This is a genomic window from Aeromicrobium changchenzhani (assembly GCF_057586615.1).
The window spans coordinates 2,413,487-2,431,099 of record NZ_CM172480.1 but is presented as its reverse complement, the minus strand read 5'-3'; the positions used below and the strand labels follow the sequence as shown (position 1 = coordinate 2,431,099).

The following is a 17,613-nucleotide window of genomic DNA, read 5'->3' as shown; positions in this document are numbered from 1 at the left end:
CGGGAGTTCGACGCGCCAAGGCGGCGTGCTGGTGGGGTGCGGCGCTGCGCCACACCCCACCAGTTCGGCTTACTGTTTGAGCAGATCGCTCATCGTGGCGATTTCACCGGTCTGGGCGGCTTTGATCGCTTCGGCCAAAGCGATAGCGTTGGCGTTTTTGCCCTTGGCGATCTCGGTGTCGGCCATCGTGATCGCACCCTGATGGTGGGCCGTCATCATGGTCAGGAACATCGTGTCGAAAGCCGTTCCCGACGAGCCCGCAAGCGATGCCATGTCCGAGCCGGACATCATTCCAGGCATTGCATCCGAACCGTGATCCATGCCCGACATGGATGTGTCGGGCACCTTCTTTTTCCAGCCCTTGAGCCAGCCTTCCATCGTGGCGATTTCGGGGTCTTGGGCGCCTTCGATGGCTTTGGCGAGCGCCTTGACATCGGAGCTGGCAGCGCGGCTGTCGGCGAGCTTGGCCATCTCGACTGCTTGCCGGTGGTGCGGGATCATGTCTTGAGAGAACGTGACGTCGTTGCCGTTGAACGTTGAAGTTGTTGCGGAATTATTGTTGCTGCCGCATGCGGTCAGCACGAGCGATGCGCCGAAAATGAGCGCGACTAAGAGCGTTTTCTTCATGGGTTTTCTCCTGATGGATTGAGCGAATGGGCTGGAGCCGACGAACGATACGAACGTCGAAGCAGTCCTACTCAGCACCTCAGGATGGACAGGCTGATCAGATCTGGTCGGGCTCTGGTCACTGATGTGACATGCGTGTGGAGGTCGGTGGAGGTCCGCTTGATCCAGGCGACAACTCGCTGCCGCCTCAGAGTCAGCGCGACCCACAAGAGCAGGGCGCCGCCGAACAGCACAGCCAGACAACACGCGACTAGTCCGCAATCGTCGCCGTGGCCCGGAGTTTCATGGCCTTGCTGGCCCGTGCCGTCGATCACGGCAGGAGGCATTACCCCCGCCTTCATGTCGAGATCAGGGCTCACGGTCGCGGTCGACGCGACCGCGGTCCCGTGTGAGTGGAAAACGGCCAAACCATGCATACCCACGATGCCGAACATGATGCCGCCAACAACAGCGAGCAACAGCACACGCATACGCCTGCGTTGCCCAACCGGGCGCCTCGCCATCACAGGAACGATCCTAGCGGCACTACGAAACGCCTTTCCCGCGAAGCGAACATCAGGAGCGCCGCTCAGATCATTACCGCCTGGGAAGATCCCGATCGCCGCCACGCTGCGCTGCCTTACTGGCCGTGCGCTCGGCCTGAAAACCAGACCAGAAACCTCGACTGCTCGCCGTCAGGTCTGCCGATCATGAAGGTCGCGCATCGCTTCGCACAGGAGTTTCGCCGCACGGTCAGCAGACAGGTGAAGGACATCCGCAGCCTCCCGGTAGGTGTGCGCCCCAAACTTGCATAGTGCCAGGACCGCACGGTGGTCGTCGTCAAGTGTGTGGAGGTCACCGAGCATTTCCGATCTCGGGGAGGAGCCGGGCCTGGCCTCGCCATCGGCAATCCAAGCAAGGCGGTCACGGCTGATCCAAGCTCTGACTAGCGAAGCGCTCAGCTCCCGAGAATGTTGCGGACTGGGGCCGGTAAAGCGATCCGCGACGATTGCTTGGATAACGAGATGTTGGGCAAGTTCGGAGTTGTCGCTGAGTACGCTGGCCAGCCGAAACAGGTCATCTGCGTACCCATCGAAGACGACGGAAGACTGTCGCCGGGCCCGGTTCCGGCGGCGCCGAGACCGACTCACGATCGCAATGGTGGGCTGCGAGGGCGACGTTTGAGGCGACACCTCATACGTATCTAGAATTGTGTCCATGTTCCCCAACCTGTCTGTTGCCCCCATTAGTAGGATGGGTCCGATCAGGCGCCAGCGGAACGACAAAGTCTATGCACTTTTGTCCCGTGGTGTGGGATAGTCGCGCAGGGCCGCATCTTGCGTGCCACAGGCAGGACGAGCGTGACATTACGCGAGTACGATGCGGATCACCTGGGCGGTGGGCTGCGAATTCAGCAGGTCAGCGATCTGTTGGGGATTCCGGGGCCGACGCTGCGTTCGTGGGAGCGGCGGTATGGGTTCCCGGTCACCTTCCGAAGTGCGGGTGGTCATCGGCGCTATTCGGTAGAAGCAGTGACGCACCTGCGGTTGATGCGCGACGAGATAGCTCGCGGCAGGGGCGCGGCTGATGCGGCTCGCTCTGTCTGCGTGATGCTCGGTCTGAACAATCCTGCCCGCGCTCGCATCGACCAGATTCTGCTCGCGTCCGAACAGCGGGATTCCGAGGCCGTTCGGAAGGCCCTCGAACTGAGCCGCTGCGAGCTGGGACTCGCCGCCGCCATCGACCACGTGCTGATGCCGACGATGCGCGAGGTCGGGTCTTGGTGGGAAACCGGCCGATGTGATGTGGCGCAGGAACAGTTCGTCACCCGCACGGTGCGGCGGTGGCTGGGGGGCGTCGCGGCGCTCTCGACGCCGGTACCTTCCGTGAACCCGGTGCTTCTGGCCTGCGGACCGCAAGACCTTCACACCGTTGGGTTGGAGGCGCTCGCGGCACTTCTCGCCCAACAGCAGCGCAGCAGTCGGGTGATGGCCGCCGGGACGTCAGAAAAGAAGCTTCTGGCCGCTGTGCGGAAAGCGGATGCTGCGGCGGTCGTCCTCGTCTCGCACCTCCCGACCCATCGCCGATCCGCGATCGACGAGCTTCGATCGGTGTCGCAGGCGGGCTGGCCGGTCTTCTACGCCGGCAACGCCTTCGCGTTCCCGGACAGCCGGCAGGACGTTCCGGGAATATACTTGGGCGAGAATCTGACGATCGCTGCTGACATGATCATCACGTCATTGTCGGCCGGTGCTCCGAACCCGGACTGACCCATCCCAACGGGCGGCTGCTTCGAATAGATAGTAGACCGCTTGAGCGGTGAGGCCGAGAAGGGCGATTAATGACCGTCGACGTACATTCCTTGATTGGCGCCTTCGCCTTGGGAGCCCTTGATCCAGACGAGCACGCCCGTTTCCAGGCTCATCTCGAAAACTGCGATGACTGCCAAGACGGACTGGTGAAGTTTCGCGACGCGGCAATACGGCTGGGCGACCTCTAGCTCAATTGGCTCGGCGGTCGCTCGGATTGAACCTCGGCGGGGCTACTCGGTTGGCGTGGGCTTCGGAGTGTCAAACCCGCACTGCTTGGTCTCCGACGCAATCTGCTTGGTCATTCGGTCATTGCCAGCCGCGTGGGCGTCGGCGATGGTGCCGGAATAGATCTTGTTGTCCTTCGACTTCAAGTTGACCGCAGACACGTCCACAATCAGCTGGAAGCGGGTGGCGCTGCTCGTTACCTGCGGGGTGGGCGTCCACGTGGGCTCGGTCTGCTGCGTAGCGGAATCGCTTTGCCCCCGGACCCCCTTTTTTCTTTGCCATGGCGTCCCCTGAGGTTGATTGTCGCGAAAAGCAAAGGGGTTGAGCGTGCCGCCTGTCCCGCGATCTAGAATTGTTATGGCTGATTTCCGCTAGAACGAGCCGTCGCTGTCGGTCATACTGGAGCCATGACCATCGATCACGAGCAGTGCTATCGGGCCGTCCTGTCCCGCGATGCGCGCTTCGATGGGGTGTTTTTTACCGCCGTAAAGACGACCGGGATCTATTGCCGCCCATCGTGCCCCGCCGTCACACCGAAACGGCAGAATGCCACGTTCTATGCCACCGCGGCTGCTGCCCATGAGGCTGGCTTCCGTGCCTGCCGCCGCTGCCGGCCGGATACGACGCCCGGATCGCCCGACTGGAACGTCCGAGCCGATGTGGTGGGTCGCGCCATGAAAATGATCGGTGATGGCGTCGTGGAGCGGGCTGGCGTCGAAGGCTTGGCAGCGCGCCTGGGCTACAGCAAACGGCATGTCACTCGTATGCTTACCGACGAGCTCGGCGCCGGTCCGCTCGCGATCGCCCGTAGCGGTCGTGCCCAGACGGCCCGAATCCTGATCGAGACGACGGCAATGCCGATGGCCGACATCGCGTTCGCTTCGGGTTTCTCTTCGATTCGCCAGTTCAATGACTCGATACGCCACGTCTACGACCGCACTCCGACGCAGATGCGTGGCACACGAAGCGTCGGGACAGCCGGTCGATTGTCGCTCCGCCTCGCGGTACGCCAGCCGTTCCACGCCGCGGGTCTGTTGTCGTTTCTGGGTGCACGCGCGATCGACGGGGCAGAGACCGTTGACGGCAATGTGTATGCGCGCATCGTGACCTTGCCGCATGGTGACGGCGTCGTTGAACTCACTCTTCACGCTGACCACGTCGACTGCCAACTCGAACTTGAGGATCTCCGTGATACCGCGGTGGCGGTTGATCGTTGTCGCAGTCTGCTTGATCTCGATGCCGATCCATTGGCGATCGACCACGTGCTGTCGGCAGACCCATTGCTTGGCCCGCTCATCAAGGCCGCGCCGGGATTGCGGTTGCCCGGCCAGACTGACGGCTTCGAAGTCGCGATAAGGGCAATCGTTGGCCAACAGATTTCGGTCGCGCGGGCACGTACGATCTTGGGGCGGTTCGCGCAGACATACGGCGCGCCGGTTGACTTCGAACTTGCCCGCGAACACGGACTGACCCATGCTTTCGCCAAAGCCGGCGCGATGGCTGACTTGGCGCCGGAAGATTTGCCCATGCCGAAGGCACGAGGGCGCGCCGTGATCGGCGTCGCGCAAGCAGTCGCTGATGGCAAGATCGACTTGGCGCCCGGCGCCGACCGCCGGGCATCCCGCGCAGATCTGCTGGCGATGCCAGGCATCGGCCCATGGACTGCCGACTACATCGTGATGCGGGCGCTCGGCGATCCCGACATTCTGCTCGAGACCGACCTCATCATCCGCCGCGTGCTTGGCGCTCTCGACCTGAGCGTCGACGACGCCGAGGCCTGGCGGCCATGGCGCTCATACGCAGCGATGCATCTGTGGCGTGGCAGCACCGAGATTCTAAGGAGACAACCATGACCACACGCTGGATGGATTCGCCGGTTGGCGGGCTGCGGCTGCGCGCCGATGGCGACAAACTCGTCGAGATTATTTTTGATGCTGTGGTCAAGGGCAGGCGTGTCGACAGCGCGGTACTCGACCTGACCGAGCAGCAATTGACCGAATATTTCGCGGGGGAGCGGACCGAATTTGAGTTGCCGTTGGCGGCGCAGGGGACGGAGTTTCAGCATCGCGTCTGGGACGAACTCATCAAAGTGCCGTTCGGCGCGACGGCGAGTTATGGCGATATCTCACATCGGCTCGGCCTTGACCGACGTGGTCCGCGCGCCGTCGGTGCTGCCAACGGTCGTAACCCGATCCCGATCGTTGTGCCCTGCCATCGGATCATCGGGGCCGATGGCTCGATGACCGGCTATGCCGGTGGCCTCGACAAGAAGATCACCCTGCTCGATCTGGAATCGCCCGCACTGTTCTGAGCTGGCCGCCTGTGGATACCGTGCTGTACGGGGGAGGCATCTGGGCCAATCGTGGAGTGCATGACCTACGACACCCCGCCACTGCGGCGCCTCGAAGACATGCCACCCATCCAAACTCAAGAAGATCTGTGCCAGTTTTGGCGATCGCTCATGGGGCCACTCGGCTTCGGCTGCCGGCGCATTTGGTTCATCATGCTGGCCGCCGATGGTCGCCTCCTGCCTGGGCTGGTTCAAGTCGACGACTGTCCGAGTGAGCCCGATCCAGTCATGCTCGGACACCTCATGGATCGAATTCTCGAATTGTTGGACGCGGACGCGCAGCGACATTCGGTCGCGTTTCTGTGGAGCCGTCCCGGCAGCGCACCTACGACCGAGGTGGATGCGTTGTGGGCCAAAGCCATCCGGGCAGCCGCCGATCGGTCGATGCTCACGACCTGGCCGGTCCATTTGGCCAATGATTTCGATCTACGAGCGCTGACCCCCGACGATCTCGCCGCCTAACCCGGACCGGACGTCATCCCCAATGAACTCCATAGGGTCCGTTCGGGATGACGTCCCGCTTCGGCGAGCTGAGCGGGTAGCTCGTCAGCAGGGCGGCGTCGTCTCCAGGCGGCAACTCCTGGCGATGGGTGTGCCGCGATGGAGAACGCGGGCGCAGGTCGATGCCCGTCGTTGGAAGCGCCATCATCGGCAGACCGTCGCCGTTCACACCGGGCCATTACCGTTGTGCGCGGTTCAATGGGCGGCAGTTTTCGAAGCTGGGTCCCGTGGTGCGCTTGATGGAGTGTCGAGTCTGATTGCCGGCGGACTTACCGGATTCAAGGAAGAGCGACAGCGGGTCTCGGTCCCGCGCGGCGCCAAGGTGTTCCGGTCCAGGTTCGTCAATATTCGTCAGACACGGCGATGGCGACGCGATGACATTGAGTCCGATGGAATCCCGCGGGTACGAATCGAAGTTGCCGCGGTGCACGCTGCCCTGTGGGCGGTGAGTGATCGCCAGGCGGCGCTGATCTTGTCGATGCTAGTGCAACAGCGATTGACGACGGCCGAGAAGATCGCAGTTGCGCTGCTCGAGGTGCGTCGTGATCGCCGACGCAGATTTGTCGAATCGGTCCTGATGGACCTTATGGGTGGTGCCGAATCACTCGGTGAGATCGATGTTGCGATTCTGTGCCGTCGACGCGGCCTGCCAGAGCCTGACCGGCAAATGCTCCGTAAGGGCCGGGGGACGACCTATTTTCTCGACGCCTATTGGCGCGCTTATGCGGTGGTCCTTGAAATCGACGGTATTCACCATCTTCACGCGCAGAATGTTGTCACTGATGCATTGCGACAGAACAGCGTAAGCCTCGACGGCGACACCGTGCTGCGGCTGCCGCTGCTTGGCTTGCGCGTCGCTGAAGAAGAATTCTTTGCCCAACTTGAGGCCGCCCTAGGCAAAGGTGGCTGGCGACGCGACACAAGTCCGTAACGTCATCCTCAATGAACTCCATAGAGTCCGTTCGGGATGACGTTACGGCGGGTAAGGGGTTAGGCGCCGGGACGGCGAAGGGATTTGGAGAGCCGGTCGGCGGCGGCAGCGACGGCCGGGGCATGCATACGGCCGGGTTGACGGGTGAGTCGCTCGAGCGGGCCGGAGACCGAAACGGCCGCGACGACCTTGCCGGATGGCGCGCGTACTGGCGCGGAGACCGACCCGACTCCCATTTCACGTTCACCGATCGACTGAGCCCAACCGCGTCGGCGTACAGCGGAAAGTTCGGCGGCCGAAAACACTGCCTTGAGTAATCCTTTGTTCATGCGATCGGGATCTTCCCAGGCGGTAAGAATTTGAGCGGCCGAGCCAGCATGCATCGTGAGTTGGCTGCCGACCGGAATCGAGTCGCGTAGGCCGGTCGGGCGGTCTGCGGCGGCGACGCATACGCGGAAATCACCTTGGCGGCGATAGAGCTGTGCGGATTCGCCGGTGATGTCCCGTAGGCGGGCCAGGACGGGGCCGGCCGCAGCCAAGAGGCGGTCTTCGCCAGCGGCCGCCGCGAGCTCACCGAGGCGGGGTCCGAGGATGAAACGTCCTTGCATATCGCGGGCGACGAGCCGATGATATTCAAGAGCGACGGCAAGCCGATGCGCGGTTGGTCGAGCCAGGCCGGTACTCGCCACGAGCGCCGCAAGAGTTGCCGGTCCCGGCTCGAGTGCCGCCAAGACGAGTGCGGCTTTGTCAAGAACACCGACTCCGCTAGAGTTGTCCATGTCTTGATACTGCCGTATCGAAATGTGAGACGCAAGTGTTTTGGGTGCCGACGTTGCCAAGAACACAGCGCAGCGATGAATGAGGAGAGTGCAATGGGTAAGACCCTTGCGGAGAAGATCTGGGAAGAACACGTCGTCCGACGTGCCGACGGAGAGCCGGATCTGCTCTTCATCGACCTCCACCTGATCCACGAGGTCACGAGCCCACAGGCATTCGACGGTCTCCGGATCGCCGGCCGTCCGGTGCGCCGGCCCGATCTCACCCTCGCCACTGAAGATCACAACATTCCCACGACCGATCTCGACAAGCCGATTGCTGACCTCGTGTCGCGTACGCAGGTCGAGACGCTGCGTCGTAACTGTGAAGAGTTCGGCGTTCGTCTGCACCCGATGGGCGATATCGACCAAGGCATCGTGCACGTCATCGCTCCACAGTTGGGTCTGACCCAACCAGGTATGACGATTGTCTGCGGCGACTCGCATACTTCGACGCACGGCGCGTTTGGTTCGATCGCGTTCGGCATCGGCACCAGCGAGGTCGAACATGTCCTCGCCACGCAGTCGTTGTCGCAGTCCAAGCCGAAAATGATGGCCGTCAACGTGGTCGGCGACCTTCCTGAGGGCAGCACCGCGAAAGATCTGATTCTGGCGCTCATCACCCAGCAAACGACCGGCGGTGGCCAGGGCTACATCGTGGAATATCGCGGCGAAGCGATCCGCCAACTGTCGATGGAAGCTCGTATGACGATCTGCAATATGTCGATCGAATGGGGCGCCAAAGCCGGGCTCATTGCGCCGGACGAAACGACGTATGACTACCTCAAGGGCCGACCGAGCGCGCCGCAAGGTGCCGACTGGGACGCAGCAGTCGAGCACTGGAACGGTCTCGTTACCGATGCCGACGCGGTCTTCGACAAGGAGATCACAATCGATGCCTCAACCATCGCGCCGTTCGTGACCTGGGGAACCAACCCGGGCCAGGGCGTCGCACTGTCGGGCAATGTTCCCGATCCGGCCGAGATCGAGGATGAGAACCAGCGGATTGCCGCCGAGAAGGCGCTGGCTTACATGGATCTCGAAGCCGGCACGCCGATGAGAAGCATCAAAGTGGACACGGTCTTCATTGGTTCGTGCACGAATGGACGGATCGAAGACCTGCGTGTCGCGGCCGGGCTCATCAAGGGCCATAAGATTGCCGACAACACGCGCATGCTGGTTGTGCCGGGGTCGGTGCGTGTACGTCTGCAGGCCCAGGAAGAGGGCCTCGACGTGATCTTCAAGGACGCCGGTGCCGAATGGCGTGGCGCGGGTTGCTCGATGTGCCTGGGCATGAATCCCGATCAGTTGACACCGGGGGAGCGCGCCGCGTCGACGTCTAACCGTAACTTCGAAGGTCGTCAAGGCAAGGGTGGTCGCACCCATCTCGTGTCGCCCGATGTTGCCGTAGCTACCGGCATCCTCGGCCACCTCGCCAGCCCCGCTGACCTGATCTCCGCAGAAGGAGCCTGACATGGATAAGTTCACCTCGCATACCGGCAACGGCGCTCCGCTGCGGCGCAGCAACGTCGACACCGACCAGATCATCCCTGCGGTCTGGCTCAAGAAGGTCACCCGTGACGGCTTCGAAGAAGGCCTGTTTTCGGCGTGGCGCAGCGATCCCGCGTTCGTTCTCAATCAGGACGCCTATAAGAACGCGACCGTGCTGGTTGCTGGACCTGATTTTGGCACCGGATCATCGCGCGAGCACGCCGTCTGGGCATTGCAGAATTATGGCTTCAAAGTCGTCATTTCGCCCCGCTTCGGTGACATCTTCCGCAGCAACTCCGGCAAAGCCGGCCTACTCGCGGCACAGACCGATGACAAAGTCGTCCAAGCGTTGTGGGACCTGCTCGATGCCGAACCATCGACTCAGATCACCGTCAATCTCGAAACACGTACGATCACCGCTGGCGACGGGCCCGACCGGATCCAGGACTCGTTCGACATCGATGACTACACCCGGTGGCGTCTGCTCAACGGGTTCGATGATGTCGCGATTACCTTGAGTCATGAGGCCGACATCTCGGCGTTCGAGAAGACCCGCCCGAGCTTCAAACCCGCAACACTCTAACGCCTCGCGGCGAGCGCCCCTGTCCCCAAGATTTGGCGGGTAAAGTGCCGTTTCGAGCGACTTTTCACTCGGAAACGGGATGATCGCGGCCAAATCTTGGGGACTGGCAGGGGCGAGGGGTTAGAAGATGCGGATGGCGGTGACGATTCCGTCGGCATCGTGGTCGACATGGACGCGTTGGCCGGGGCGCACATGACGGAGTTTCCCGTTGTCTACCGCTGATTGGGTGAATTCGAGCCGTTGACCGGTGTCAGTGAGCATCGTGCCAGCGCCGGAGGCGGCTTGATAGGTCTCGACTGTGGCCTGCATACGGTGAACACTAGTCGGCGTTGCTCGAATTGGCGGCGCGCGGGGATATAGGCTCAGCACATGCATCGGCGGCCGCAAACACGAGCGCTGAAAATCATCGTCTTTTTCCTCCGGCCGATCCTGCTGGCGCTCACCAAACGTGATTGGCAGGGCGCAGAAAACCTGCCCGACGGCGGTTTCGTGCTGGCGCCGAACCACATCTCCTACCTCGACCCGCTCCTGCTGTCGCATTTTCTGGTCGACAACAATGTGCCGCCGCGGCTCCTGGTCAAGGACACGCTGATGGACGTCAAGATCATCGGCTCAATCTTGCGGACCCTTGAACAGATTCCGGTCCATCGGGGGACCGAAGGCGCCGCGCAGTCCCTGCGTGCGGCATGCGCGGCCGTCACGGCCGGCAGCGTCGTCACGATCTACCCGGAGGGAACGATGACCCGGGACCCCGCAGGATGGCCGATGAGCGGCCGGACGGGGGCCGTACGCGTCGCGCTGGCTACGGGACGGCCACTCATACCGATCATGCAGTGGGGCCCGCAGGACATCATGTGGCCCTATCGCAAACAACTCCGATTGTTTCCCCGCAAAACGATTCACATCCGGGTTGGTGAAGCACTCGACTTGTCTGAATTCGTGGGCCAGCCATTGACCGAGCAACTGCTCCATGCGACCACCGAACGCCTCATGGACCGGCTGACTGAGATGATGGCCGAAGTTCGCGGCGAATTGCCGTCAACGCCGCGTATCGATGTGCACACGCTGAAAAAATCGAAGACCAACTACAACGAACAGGAATCGTGATGGCCAAGATCGCCGTGATGGGTGCCGGCTCATGGGGTACAGCGTTTGCGCTCGTGCTGGCCGATGCAGGCAATGAGGTGACGATCTGGGGTCGTCGGGCCGAGGTGTGCGACGCGATCAACAACGATCGGGAGAATAGCGAGTACCTTCCCGACGTTGAGATCCCCGCGGCGATCTCCGCGACCACTGACCCCGCTGAAGCATTGGCAGGCCGAACGATCGTCGTGCTCGCTGTGCCATCGCAGAACCTGCGTGCGAACCTCACCGCCTGGGGCGAACACCTGCCCGCCGATGCGATCTTGGTCAGTTTGATGAAGGGTGTTGAGGTCGGCACCTGCAAGCGTATGAGTGAGGTCATCGCGGAACTGACCGGCGCCGGACCCGAACGGATCGCGGTCGTCAGCGGCCCGAACCTGGCGCGCGAGATTGCTCGGCGCGAACCGGCAGCGAGCGTTGTGTCGTGCGCCGATGCCGATGTGGCCCGGCAGCTCCAGAAACTCATGCACAGCCCGGCATTCCGGCCATACACGAACACTGACGTCATCGGCACTGAACTTGGCGGCACCACCAAAAACATCATCGGCCTCGCCGTCGGCGTATGCGTCGGGCTCGGCTTCGGTGACAACACGAAGGCATCGGTCATTACGCGTGGCCTCGCCGAGACGTCTCGATTGGGACTTGCGATGGGGGCCGATCCAGTGACGTTCTCCGGTTTGGCTGGCATGGGCGACCTCGTCGCCACCTGTTCATCGCCGCTGTCGCGGAACCGGTCGTTCGGTGAGAAGCTCGGGCAAGGCATGAGCGTCGCTGAAGTTACTGCGCAGACCCGACAGGTCGCCGAGGGCGTGAAGTCATGCCAATCAGTTGCCGAATTGGCGCGGATCCATCAGGTTGATATGCCGATTGTTGAACACGTCACAGCCCTGATCGCTGGCGAGATGACTCCGTCGGAACTGGTTAGGGCGTTGATCTCCCGAGAGGCCAAACCTGAACTGCGCTGAGACCAATGGTCAGGAGACGGCTTCGATCGAACCGATGATGTCGTTCCACAGGTCCTCGACATCTTCGATACCGACTGAAAGTCGTACGAGACCTTCGGGAATTGTCGTGGGCTCGCCAGCAAACCGGCGGCGCCGCTCCCACGTCGTTTCAACTCCACCGAGGCTTGTCGCATAGGTGATCAATCGGCTGTGTTCGGTCATCTTCTGCGCTGCTTCGGGCCCGGCAACGATCTCGAAGCCGATGATGTTGCTGAAGCCGGGATAGCGCGAAGACGTGACCAGATCAGAGGCCTGCAACCGCTGATGAATCTTGATCGCATTGGCTTCGGCCCGGTCCAGCCGAACGTGCAGGGTGCGGATGCCGCGGGTGGTCAGGTAGCACTCGAGTGCACCAGGGATGGCGCCTTCGACGCGCCGCCGTGACTCAAGCGCTTTCCAGGCTTCGTCATCGTCGGTCACGACTGCGCCGAGAATGACGTCGCTATGGCCGGCGAGCAACTTGGACGCCGAGTGCACGACAAAGTCCGCGCCCATAGCGAGTGGTTTTTGGCGCAACGGAGTGGCAAATGTATTGTCCACGGCGACGAGTGCGCCAGCGTCATGAGCGGCCGCGGTGATAGCCGCGATGTCGGCGATCTCAAGCGCTGGGTTGGTCGGCGACTCGATCCAGATCAGCGAAGCGCCCTGTGCTGCAGCAATGACTGCCGCGGTGTCGGAGATGTCGACGACACGCAGCCCGATCTGGCCGCTGTCCGCACGTGTTGTCAGCTGCGTCATGCTGCCGTTGTAACAATGTGCTGGTGCGACAACAATCCCGCCCATCGGGACGAGCCCGAACACTGCGGTGGTCGCAGACGTACCCGAGGAGAATGCGAGCGCTCGACCGCCTTCGAGTTGGCCGAGCACCGCCTCGAACGATTCCCAGGCAGGGTTGCCGTGCCGGCCGTATTCGGAATCGGCTCCGGGGATGAGCGCGCTGGCCAGCGTAATGGGTGCGTTGAGCGGTCCGCCGGGGATGCGCGGGGGACGTCCGGCGCTGACGGCGACAGTGGAATCAGCAAAATCGTGACTAGGCATGAATCCATTGTGCTCCGACCGTTAGTCTGTTCTGCGATGAGCCTCCCCACGTCTCCTGTGTCCAACCGTCCCCGGATTGCCGTCGTCTTCGGCGGACGATCCAGCGAGCACGGCGTCTCCTGCCTGACTGCACGTGAGGTCCTTGCCGTGATCGACCGTGAACGCTATGAGGTTCAGCCGATCGGCATCACCGCAGCCGGGGCCTGGGTCGCCGAAACAGCGGACTGGCCCGATCTCGAGCCCGGTCGGCTACCTTCGGTGCGCTCCGCATTGCCGCCGATCGAGTGGGAGAGCCTGCGCACTTACGATGTCGTCTTTCCGTTACTACACGGGCCGTGGGGCGAGGACGGGACAGTCCAAGGCCTGTTCGAAATGGCAGATGTCCGGTATGTCGGGGCCGGCGTGCTCGCCAGCGCAGTCGGCATGGACAAGCCATTCACCAAGACCGTGTTCGCTGCTGCCGGACTCCCGCAAATCCCCCACGTGACGGTCCTGCCGGGGCAATGGGACAACGACCACGAGCGCACCGAGGCGCGGATCCATGCGCTTCGCCTGCCGGTGTTCGTCAAACCGGCACGAGCCGGCTCCAGTTCTGGTGTCACGATGGTCGAACGGCCTGAAGAGCTTGATCTGGCGATCCGGCTGGCCAGCAAGTTCGACCCGAAGGTGATCGTCGAGGCATTCGCTCGCGGCAAACGCGAACTCGAATGCGGCGTCATGCAGCAGCCAGATGGTACGGCGATCGCGAGCGTTGTCGGCGAGGTATCAGTTGCGGGCGCGGCCGAGCACGAGTTCTACGACTTCGAGTCGAAGTATCTCGACGGAACCGGCGTCAACACGGTCCCAGCCCAGATCCCCGTGACGCTAAGTGAACGGATTCAAAAATACGCGGTGCAAGCGTTCGAAGCGCTCGGTTGCGAGGGCCTGGCGCGTGTCGACTTCTTCGATACCGATGACGGGCTGATCATCAATGAAATCAACACGATGCCTGGCTTCACGCCGTACTCGATGTATCCGCTGTTGTGGGAGGCCTCCGGCATCCCGTACGCCGAACTGATCGACCGGCTCATCCAACTCGCGTTGCATCGACAGACCGGCCTGCGCTGACCAGAACCGCGCTCAGACGCAGGGTTTAACGCTGGGGTCGTGTTTCTTGACCGACGCAGCCAAGTCGACGAGAGCATCGGCGGCCGGAGCGTAGTCCTTGGGCACTTCGACACTGATGTAGAACTGCCGGCCGATCGTGGTGAACAGTTGGCCGTCGGCGGTTGATTCGGTGAACCAATCGACGTCGTCGACGTTGTCACACCGTGACACCCGGTCGAGGCGTGTGGGCTTCTCGACGGCGCAACGCAGGATGATCTCCGGATCGCCCCACGCGGCTGCATCGGTGTCCTTGACCTCGCGGGACTTCTGCCCGGCGACTGTCCCGGGAATATCGGCATACAGCGCATCGCAGTTTTTTTGGGTGTGCGGAGTCGTCGGATAGGGATCAACGGAGACACCGTACGAACAGCCGCTCACCATTATCAGGGCCGCGACGACGAGGACAGCAAACTGCATGCCAAAGTTTGGTTTCACGTCAGACGGCGATCAGAAGCGAACGACGGGGCAGGTCAACGTACGGGTGATTCCCGGGACCGCCTGAACCTTGGAGACGACCATCTGGCCGAGCTCGTCGACGTTGGCACCTTCAGCACGAACGATGACATCGTATGGTCCGGTGACGTCCTCGGCGAGCGTCACGCCTTTGATTTCGGCGATCGCCTTCGCCACATCGGCGGCTTTGCCGACCTCTGTCTGAATCAGGATGTATGCCTGCACGATCATTGACGTCTCCCAATCTTGGAACCACTCGACTCTGTCACGTTACAGGATCCTCCCGACGGCCAGACCGCGTATCCGCGGGGTGGCCTGGCTGCGCCACAATGGAGCCATGGACCCCCAGATGACGGTTGCAGAGCTCGGCGAATTCGGCCTCATCGAAGAAATCGTCAAACGCGTCGGCACTGGCAGCCACATACTGATCGGGCCCGGCGACGACGCCGCCCAGGTCGAGACGCGCGACGGTTCCTATCTCGTGTCGAGCGATCTGCTGATCGAGGGGCGACACTTCCGGCGCGATTGGTCCGCCGCGAATGATATCGGCCGCAAAGCCGCGGCCTGCAATCTCTCTGACATCAATGCGATGGGCGGTGTCGCGAATGCGCTCACCGTTGGCTTCGCTGCGCCGCCGGACTTGCCGGTGCAATGGGTCACCGACATGGTCGAGGGGTTTGTGACCGAGTGCAAACATGTCGGCGCGACACTTGTCGGCGGCGATATTACGGCTTCGGACAAGATCGTCATCGCGGTCACCGTCATGGGGGAGGCGTCGCGGCCGGTCCGTCGCTCGGGCGCAGCGCCTGGCGACATCGTCGCGTATGCCGGCCAACTTGGTTGGGCTGGCGCGGGCTTCGCGACGCTCAGCCGAGGCTTCCGCTCGCCCAAACTCGCCGTCGACGCACATCGGGTTCCGCATCCGCCGTATGCGGCCGGACCGCAGGCCGCGGGACTTGGCGCGACCGCCATGACCGATATCAGCGACGGGCTCCTGGCCGATGCTGCACATATCGCGGCAGCCAGCGGGGTCGCGATCGATTTTGACTCAAGCCGGTTTGAGATCGCCGCGCCGGTCGCCACGGTTGGCGAGGCATTGGGCGTTGATCCGCTGCGGTTCGTTCTGACCGGAGGCGATGACTACGCGCTGGTCGCAACATTCAGCGCGCAGACCGAGTTGCCGGCTGAGTGGGTTCAAATCGGCACCGTTGCGTCAGGCAGCGGAGTGACCGTCGACGGCCAACCATACGAAGGCAGCCAAGGCCACCAACACTTCCGCTGAGAAAACCAGTTCGCCGAGTGGCACGAACCCGGGCTCAAACTGCCCGGATGGGGCCATCTACCTGCCACTCGACGGGTTCAGTTGGCTTGGGTTCAGTTGGCTTGGATGCGCGCGAAGGGTTTCGCGGCTTCAAGTTCGTAGGCCAGTTCGAGCAGCGTACGTTCGTCGCCGTGTGCGGCCGAGAAATGGACGCCCAGCGGCATATTAGCCGACGTCGTGCTGAGCGGGAGTGAGATTGCCGGGGTGCCGGTGGCGTTGTTGAGCGGGGTGAACGCGGCATATGCTACGAGCCGCTCGAGCAGCTGGTCGAATGGCACATCGGGGGAGAGATGGCCGAGCAGCGGTGTCGTGTAGCCGAGGGTCGGCGACAGGCAGAGGTCGTATCCCTCGAACGCGGTCGCATAAAGCTGCTGGGTCTTCTTGAGCCGGCGGATTGCACCGGGAAATTTGTACATTTTGCGCTTGAACATTGCCGCGAGGCCATTGGTGAGCGCATCGGTCTTGGACTTGTCGAAGCCCGGACCATAGATTTTCTTGCCCTGCAGCCGAGAAGCGAAGGCCAGCAGACCCCAATAGAGCGTGAAGTCGTCGGCGAACGATCCGTCGACCGGCACCGGCACCTCGATAACGGTATGGCCGAGTTTGTCCAGCAGCATGGCGGTGTCGCGCACGGCGCTGCGGGTGTCCTCATCGGTCGGCGTCGACGTGATCGAATCGACGATCATGCCGATCTTCAGCCGGCGCGAAGACGGGCCTTCGACGAGGCCGATGCGTGGCAGCCGGGGATTGGCATGGAATCGCTCAGCGGCAGCAATGAAATGCGCGGTGTCGCGGACCGAACGGGTCACAACGCCATTGGAAATGATGTCGATCGGCAACGATGCAGCTTCGGCGGCCGGGATGACCCGGTCTCTGGTTGGCTTCAGCCCGACCAGACCGCAGGCCGCCGCCGGTATGCGAATCGAGCCGCCGCCGTCATTGGCATGCGCGATGGGAACCACGCCGGCGGCAACCATCGCAGCTGATCCGCCCGATGACGCGCCGCTGGAATAGGCCAGATTCCAAGGATTACGGGTTGGCGGAAGGCCCTGATATTCAGTCGATGCGTTGAAGCCGAACTCCGGCAGCGTCGACTTGCCAAGGACGGTGAAGCCCTGGGCGAGGAACTGACTTGCGAACGGAGCGTCGGCCATGGCCGGTTGGGCATTGATGGCCAACGAGCCCTGATTGGTTGGCAACCCGGCAACGTCGGTGTTGTCCTTGACGAAGGTCGGCACTCCTGCGAACTCGCCCGTTGAAGGGGCGTCTGCGGCGCGGCGCGCACGATCGAAAGCGGCGAGTTGAATGCCATTGAGTTGCGGATTGACCGCGTTGGCGCGCGCGATTGCGGCCTCGGTCATGTCTCGTGCGCTGACGTCGCCGGACCGAATGAGTTCAGCGACGCCAACTGCATCGAGATCACCCAACGCATCGTCGGGGTTGAACGCGTGAACGCGTTCGGAGATCAACGGCTGACCTTGCCTGCCTTGAGGCAAGATGTGCATACGTTGACACGTTGGGGAGTGCCCTTGATTACCGCGCGAACGCGCTGGATGTTGGGGTCAAAACGACGCTTCGTGCGTCGGTGCGAGTGGGACACGTTGTGGCCGAAGCCGGGTCCCTTGCCGCATACATCGCATACCGCTGCCACAGCGATCACTCCCGGAAGGTTGAGTAGATAAGTCAGTATGTCC

At 62.4% G+C, this 17,613-nt stretch carries 23 protein-coding genes; 12 read left to right on the top strand and 11 right to left on the bottom strand.

Annotated features, from left to right (window positions below):
* Positions 1–69: 69 nt before the first annotated feature.
* The 3 genes from AC2YB9_RS12345 to AC2YB9_RS12335 form a co-directional block, all read right to left on the bottom strand.
* Positions 70–627, bottom strand: coding sequence for a DUF305 domain-containing protein (locus AC2YB9_RS12345; protein ID WP_487265642.1), 558 nt, complete (start codon positions 625–627; stop codon positions 70–72).
* A 71-nt stretch (positions 628–698) separates the two neighbouring features.
* Entirely contained in the window at positions 699–1,130 is a 432-nt protein-coding gene (locus AC2YB9_RS12340; protein WP_487265641.1) for a DUF6153 family protein, read from the bottom strand.
* Between the two features lie 171 nt (positions 1,131–1,301).
* The gene (locus AC2YB9_RS12335; protein WP_487265640.1) at positions 1,302–1,757 is read right to left on the bottom strand and encodes a sigma factor-like helix-turn-helix DNA-binding protein; all 456 of its coding nucleotides are present in this window, start codon (positions 1,755–1,757) and stop codon (positions 1,302–1,304) included.
* Positions 1,758–1,967: 210 nt separating this feature from the next.
* Here AC2YB9_RS12335 and AC2YB9_RS12330 point away from each other — a divergent pair, with 210 nt between their 5' ends.
* Positions 1,968–2,876, top strand: a complete 909-nt coding sequence (locus tag AC2YB9_RS12330) for a B12-binding domain-containing protein (protein WP_487265639.1) — start codon at positions 1,968–1,970, stop codon at positions 2,874–2,876.
* A 71-nt stretch (positions 2,877–2,947) separates the two neighbouring features.
* Complete coding sequence (locus AC2YB9_RS12325; protein WP_487265638.1) at positions 2,948–3,106, top strand: zf-HC2 domain-containing protein; 159 nt, start codon at positions 2,948–2,950, stop codon at positions 3,104–3,106.
* 42 nt (positions 3,107–3,148) lie between these two features.
* Here AC2YB9_RS12325 and AC2YB9_RS12320 read toward each other — a convergent pair whose 3' ends face one another.
* A complete protein-coding gene (locus AC2YB9_RS12320; protein WP_487265637.1) occupies positions 3,149–3,304 on the bottom strand; it encodes a hypothetical protein in 156 nt (51 codons plus the stop codon).
* 246 nt (positions 3,305–3,550) lie between these two features.
* Between AC2YB9_RS12320 and AC2YB9_RS12315 the strand changes: the two genes are divergently transcribed.
* The 4 genes from AC2YB9_RS12315 (at position 3,551) to AC2YB9_RS12300 (ending at position 6,925) form a co-directional block, all read left to right on the top strand.
* Positions 3,551–4,996, top strand: coding sequence for an AlkA N-terminal domain-containing protein (locus AC2YB9_RS12315; RefSeq protein WP_487265636.1), 1,446 nt, complete (start codon positions 3,551–3,553; stop codon positions 4,994–4,996).
* Positions 4,993–5,454: a methylated-DNA--[protein]-cysteine S-methyltransferase gene (locus tag AC2YB9_RS12310; protein ID WP_487265635.1), complete on the top strand. Its 462-nt coding sequence runs from the start codon at positions 4,993–4,995 to the stop codon at positions 5,452–5,454. The genes AC2YB9_RS12315 and AC2YB9_RS12310 overlap by 4 nt, the downstream gene beginning before the upstream one ends.
* A 60-nt stretch (positions 5,455–5,514) precedes the next feature.
* Positions 5,515–5,955 (top strand): hypothetical protein, encoded by a 441-nt coding sequence (locus tag AC2YB9_RS12305; protein ID WP_487265634.1) that lies wholly within the window; start codon positions 5,515–5,517, stop codon positions 5,953–5,955.
* Positions 5,956–6,238: 283 nt separating this feature from the next.
* Entirely contained in the window at positions 6,239–6,925 is a 687-nt protein-coding gene (locus tag AC2YB9_RS12300) for a hypothetical protein (protein WP_487265633.1), read from the top strand.
* A gap of 59 nt (positions 6,926–6,984) precedes the next feature.
* On the opposite strand, the gene AC2YB9_RS12295 is transcribed toward AC2YB9_RS12300, so the two are convergent.
* Positions 6,985–7,704, bottom strand: a complete 720-nt coding sequence (locus AC2YB9_RS12295) for an IclR family transcriptional regulator (RefSeq protein WP_487265632.1) — start codon at positions 7,702–7,704, stop codon at positions 6,985–6,987.
* Positions 7,705–7,797: 93 nt separating this feature from the next.
* Between AC2YB9_RS12295 and leuC the strand changes: the two genes are divergently transcribed.
* Positions 7,798–9,213 (top strand): 3-isopropylmalate dehydratase large subunit, encoded by a 1,416-nt coding sequence (gene leuC / locus AC2YB9_RS12290; protein WP_487265631.1) that lies wholly within the window; start codon positions 7,798–7,800, stop codon positions 9,211–9,213.
* Position 9,214: 1 nt separating this feature from the next.
* Complete coding sequence (leuD, locus tag AC2YB9_RS12285) at positions 9,215–9,814, top strand: 3-isopropylmalate dehydratase small subunit (protein WP_487265630.1); 600 nt, start codon at positions 9,215–9,217, stop codon at positions 9,812–9,814.
* A gap of 120 nt (positions 9,815–9,934) precedes the next feature.
* On the opposite strand, the gene AC2YB9_RS12280 is transcribed toward leuD, so the two are convergent.
* On the bottom strand, positions 9,935–10,123 hold the full coding sequence (locus tag AC2YB9_RS12280; protein WP_487265629.1) for a hypothetical protein: 189 nt from the start codon (positions 10,121–10,123) through the stop codon (positions 9,935–9,937).
* Between the two features lie 60 nt (positions 10,124–10,183).
* On the opposite strand from AC2YB9_RS12280, the gene AC2YB9_RS12275 reads away from it, so the two are divergent.
* Together AC2YB9_RS12275 and AC2YB9_RS12270 are read left to right on the top strand one after the other, a co-directional pair.
* Positions 10,184–10,921, top strand: a complete 738-nt coding sequence (locus tag AC2YB9_RS12275) for a lysophospholipid acyltransferase family protein (protein ID WP_487265628.1) — start codon at positions 10,184–10,186, stop codon at positions 10,919–10,921.
* Entirely contained in the window at positions 10,921–11,922 is a 1,002-nt protein-coding gene (locus AC2YB9_RS12270) for an NAD(P)H-dependent glycerol-3-phosphate dehydrogenase (RefSeq protein WP_487265627.1), read from the top strand. The genes AC2YB9_RS12275 and AC2YB9_RS12270 overlap by 1 nt, the downstream gene beginning before the upstream one ends.
* Before the next feature lie 9 nt (positions 11,923–11,931).
* Here the strand turns inward: AC2YB9_RS12270 and AC2YB9_RS12265 are convergent, their stop codons facing one another.
* A complete protein-coding gene (locus AC2YB9_RS12265) occupies positions 11,932–12,999 on the bottom strand; it encodes a trans-sulfuration enzyme family protein (RefSeq protein WP_487265626.1) in 1,068 nt (355 codons plus the stop codon).
* Between the two features lie 36 nt (positions 13,000–13,035).
* Here AC2YB9_RS12265 and AC2YB9_RS12260 point away from each other — a divergent pair, with 36 nt between their 5' ends.
* Positions 13,036–14,106 (top strand): D-alanine--D-alanine ligase family protein, encoded by a 1,071-nt coding sequence (locus tag AC2YB9_RS12260; RefSeq protein ID WP_487265625.1) that lies wholly within the window; start codon positions 13,036–13,038, stop codon positions 14,104–14,106.
* A 12-nt stretch (positions 14,107–14,118) separates the two neighbouring features.
* Here AC2YB9_RS12260 and AC2YB9_RS12255 read toward each other — a convergent pair whose 3' ends face one another.
* Positions 14,119–14,562, bottom strand: a complete 444-nt coding sequence (locus AC2YB9_RS12255; RefSeq protein ID WP_487265624.1) for a DUF3515 domain-containing protein — start codon at positions 14,560–14,562, stop codon at positions 14,119–14,121.
* Between the two features lie 30 nt (positions 14,563–14,592).
* A complete protein-coding gene (locus tag AC2YB9_RS12250; protein ID WP_487265623.1) occupies positions 14,593–14,829 on the bottom strand; it encodes an Lrp/AsnC family transcriptional regulator in 237 nt (78 codons plus the stop codon).
* A 106-nt stretch (positions 14,830–14,935) separates the two neighbouring features.
* On the opposite strand from AC2YB9_RS12250, the gene AC2YB9_RS12245 reads away from it, so the two are divergent.
* A complete protein-coding gene (locus AC2YB9_RS12245) occupies positions 14,936–15,880 on the top strand; it encodes a thiamine-phosphate kinase (RefSeq protein WP_487265622.1) in 945 nt (314 codons plus the stop codon).
* Between the two features lie 92 nt (positions 15,881–15,972).
* Here AC2YB9_RS12245 and AC2YB9_RS12240 read toward each other — a convergent pair whose 3' ends face one another.
* Both AC2YB9_RS12240 and rpmB read right to left on the bottom strand, forming a co-directional pair.
* Positions 15,973–17,388: an amidase gene (locus AC2YB9_RS12240; protein ID WP_487265621.1), complete on the bottom strand. Its 1,416-nt coding sequence runs from the start codon at positions 17,386–17,388 to the stop codon at positions 15,973–15,975.
* The gene (rpmB, locus tag AC2YB9_RS12235) at positions 17,385–17,570 is read right to left on the bottom strand and encodes a 50S ribosomal protein L28 (protein ID WP_290515932.1); all 186 of its coding nucleotides are present in this window, start codon (positions 17,568–17,570) and stop codon (positions 17,385–17,387) included. Before rpmB ends, AC2YB9_RS12240 begins: the two co-directional genes overlap by 4 nt.
* Between the last annotated feature and the right edge of the window lie 43 nt (positions 17,571–17,613).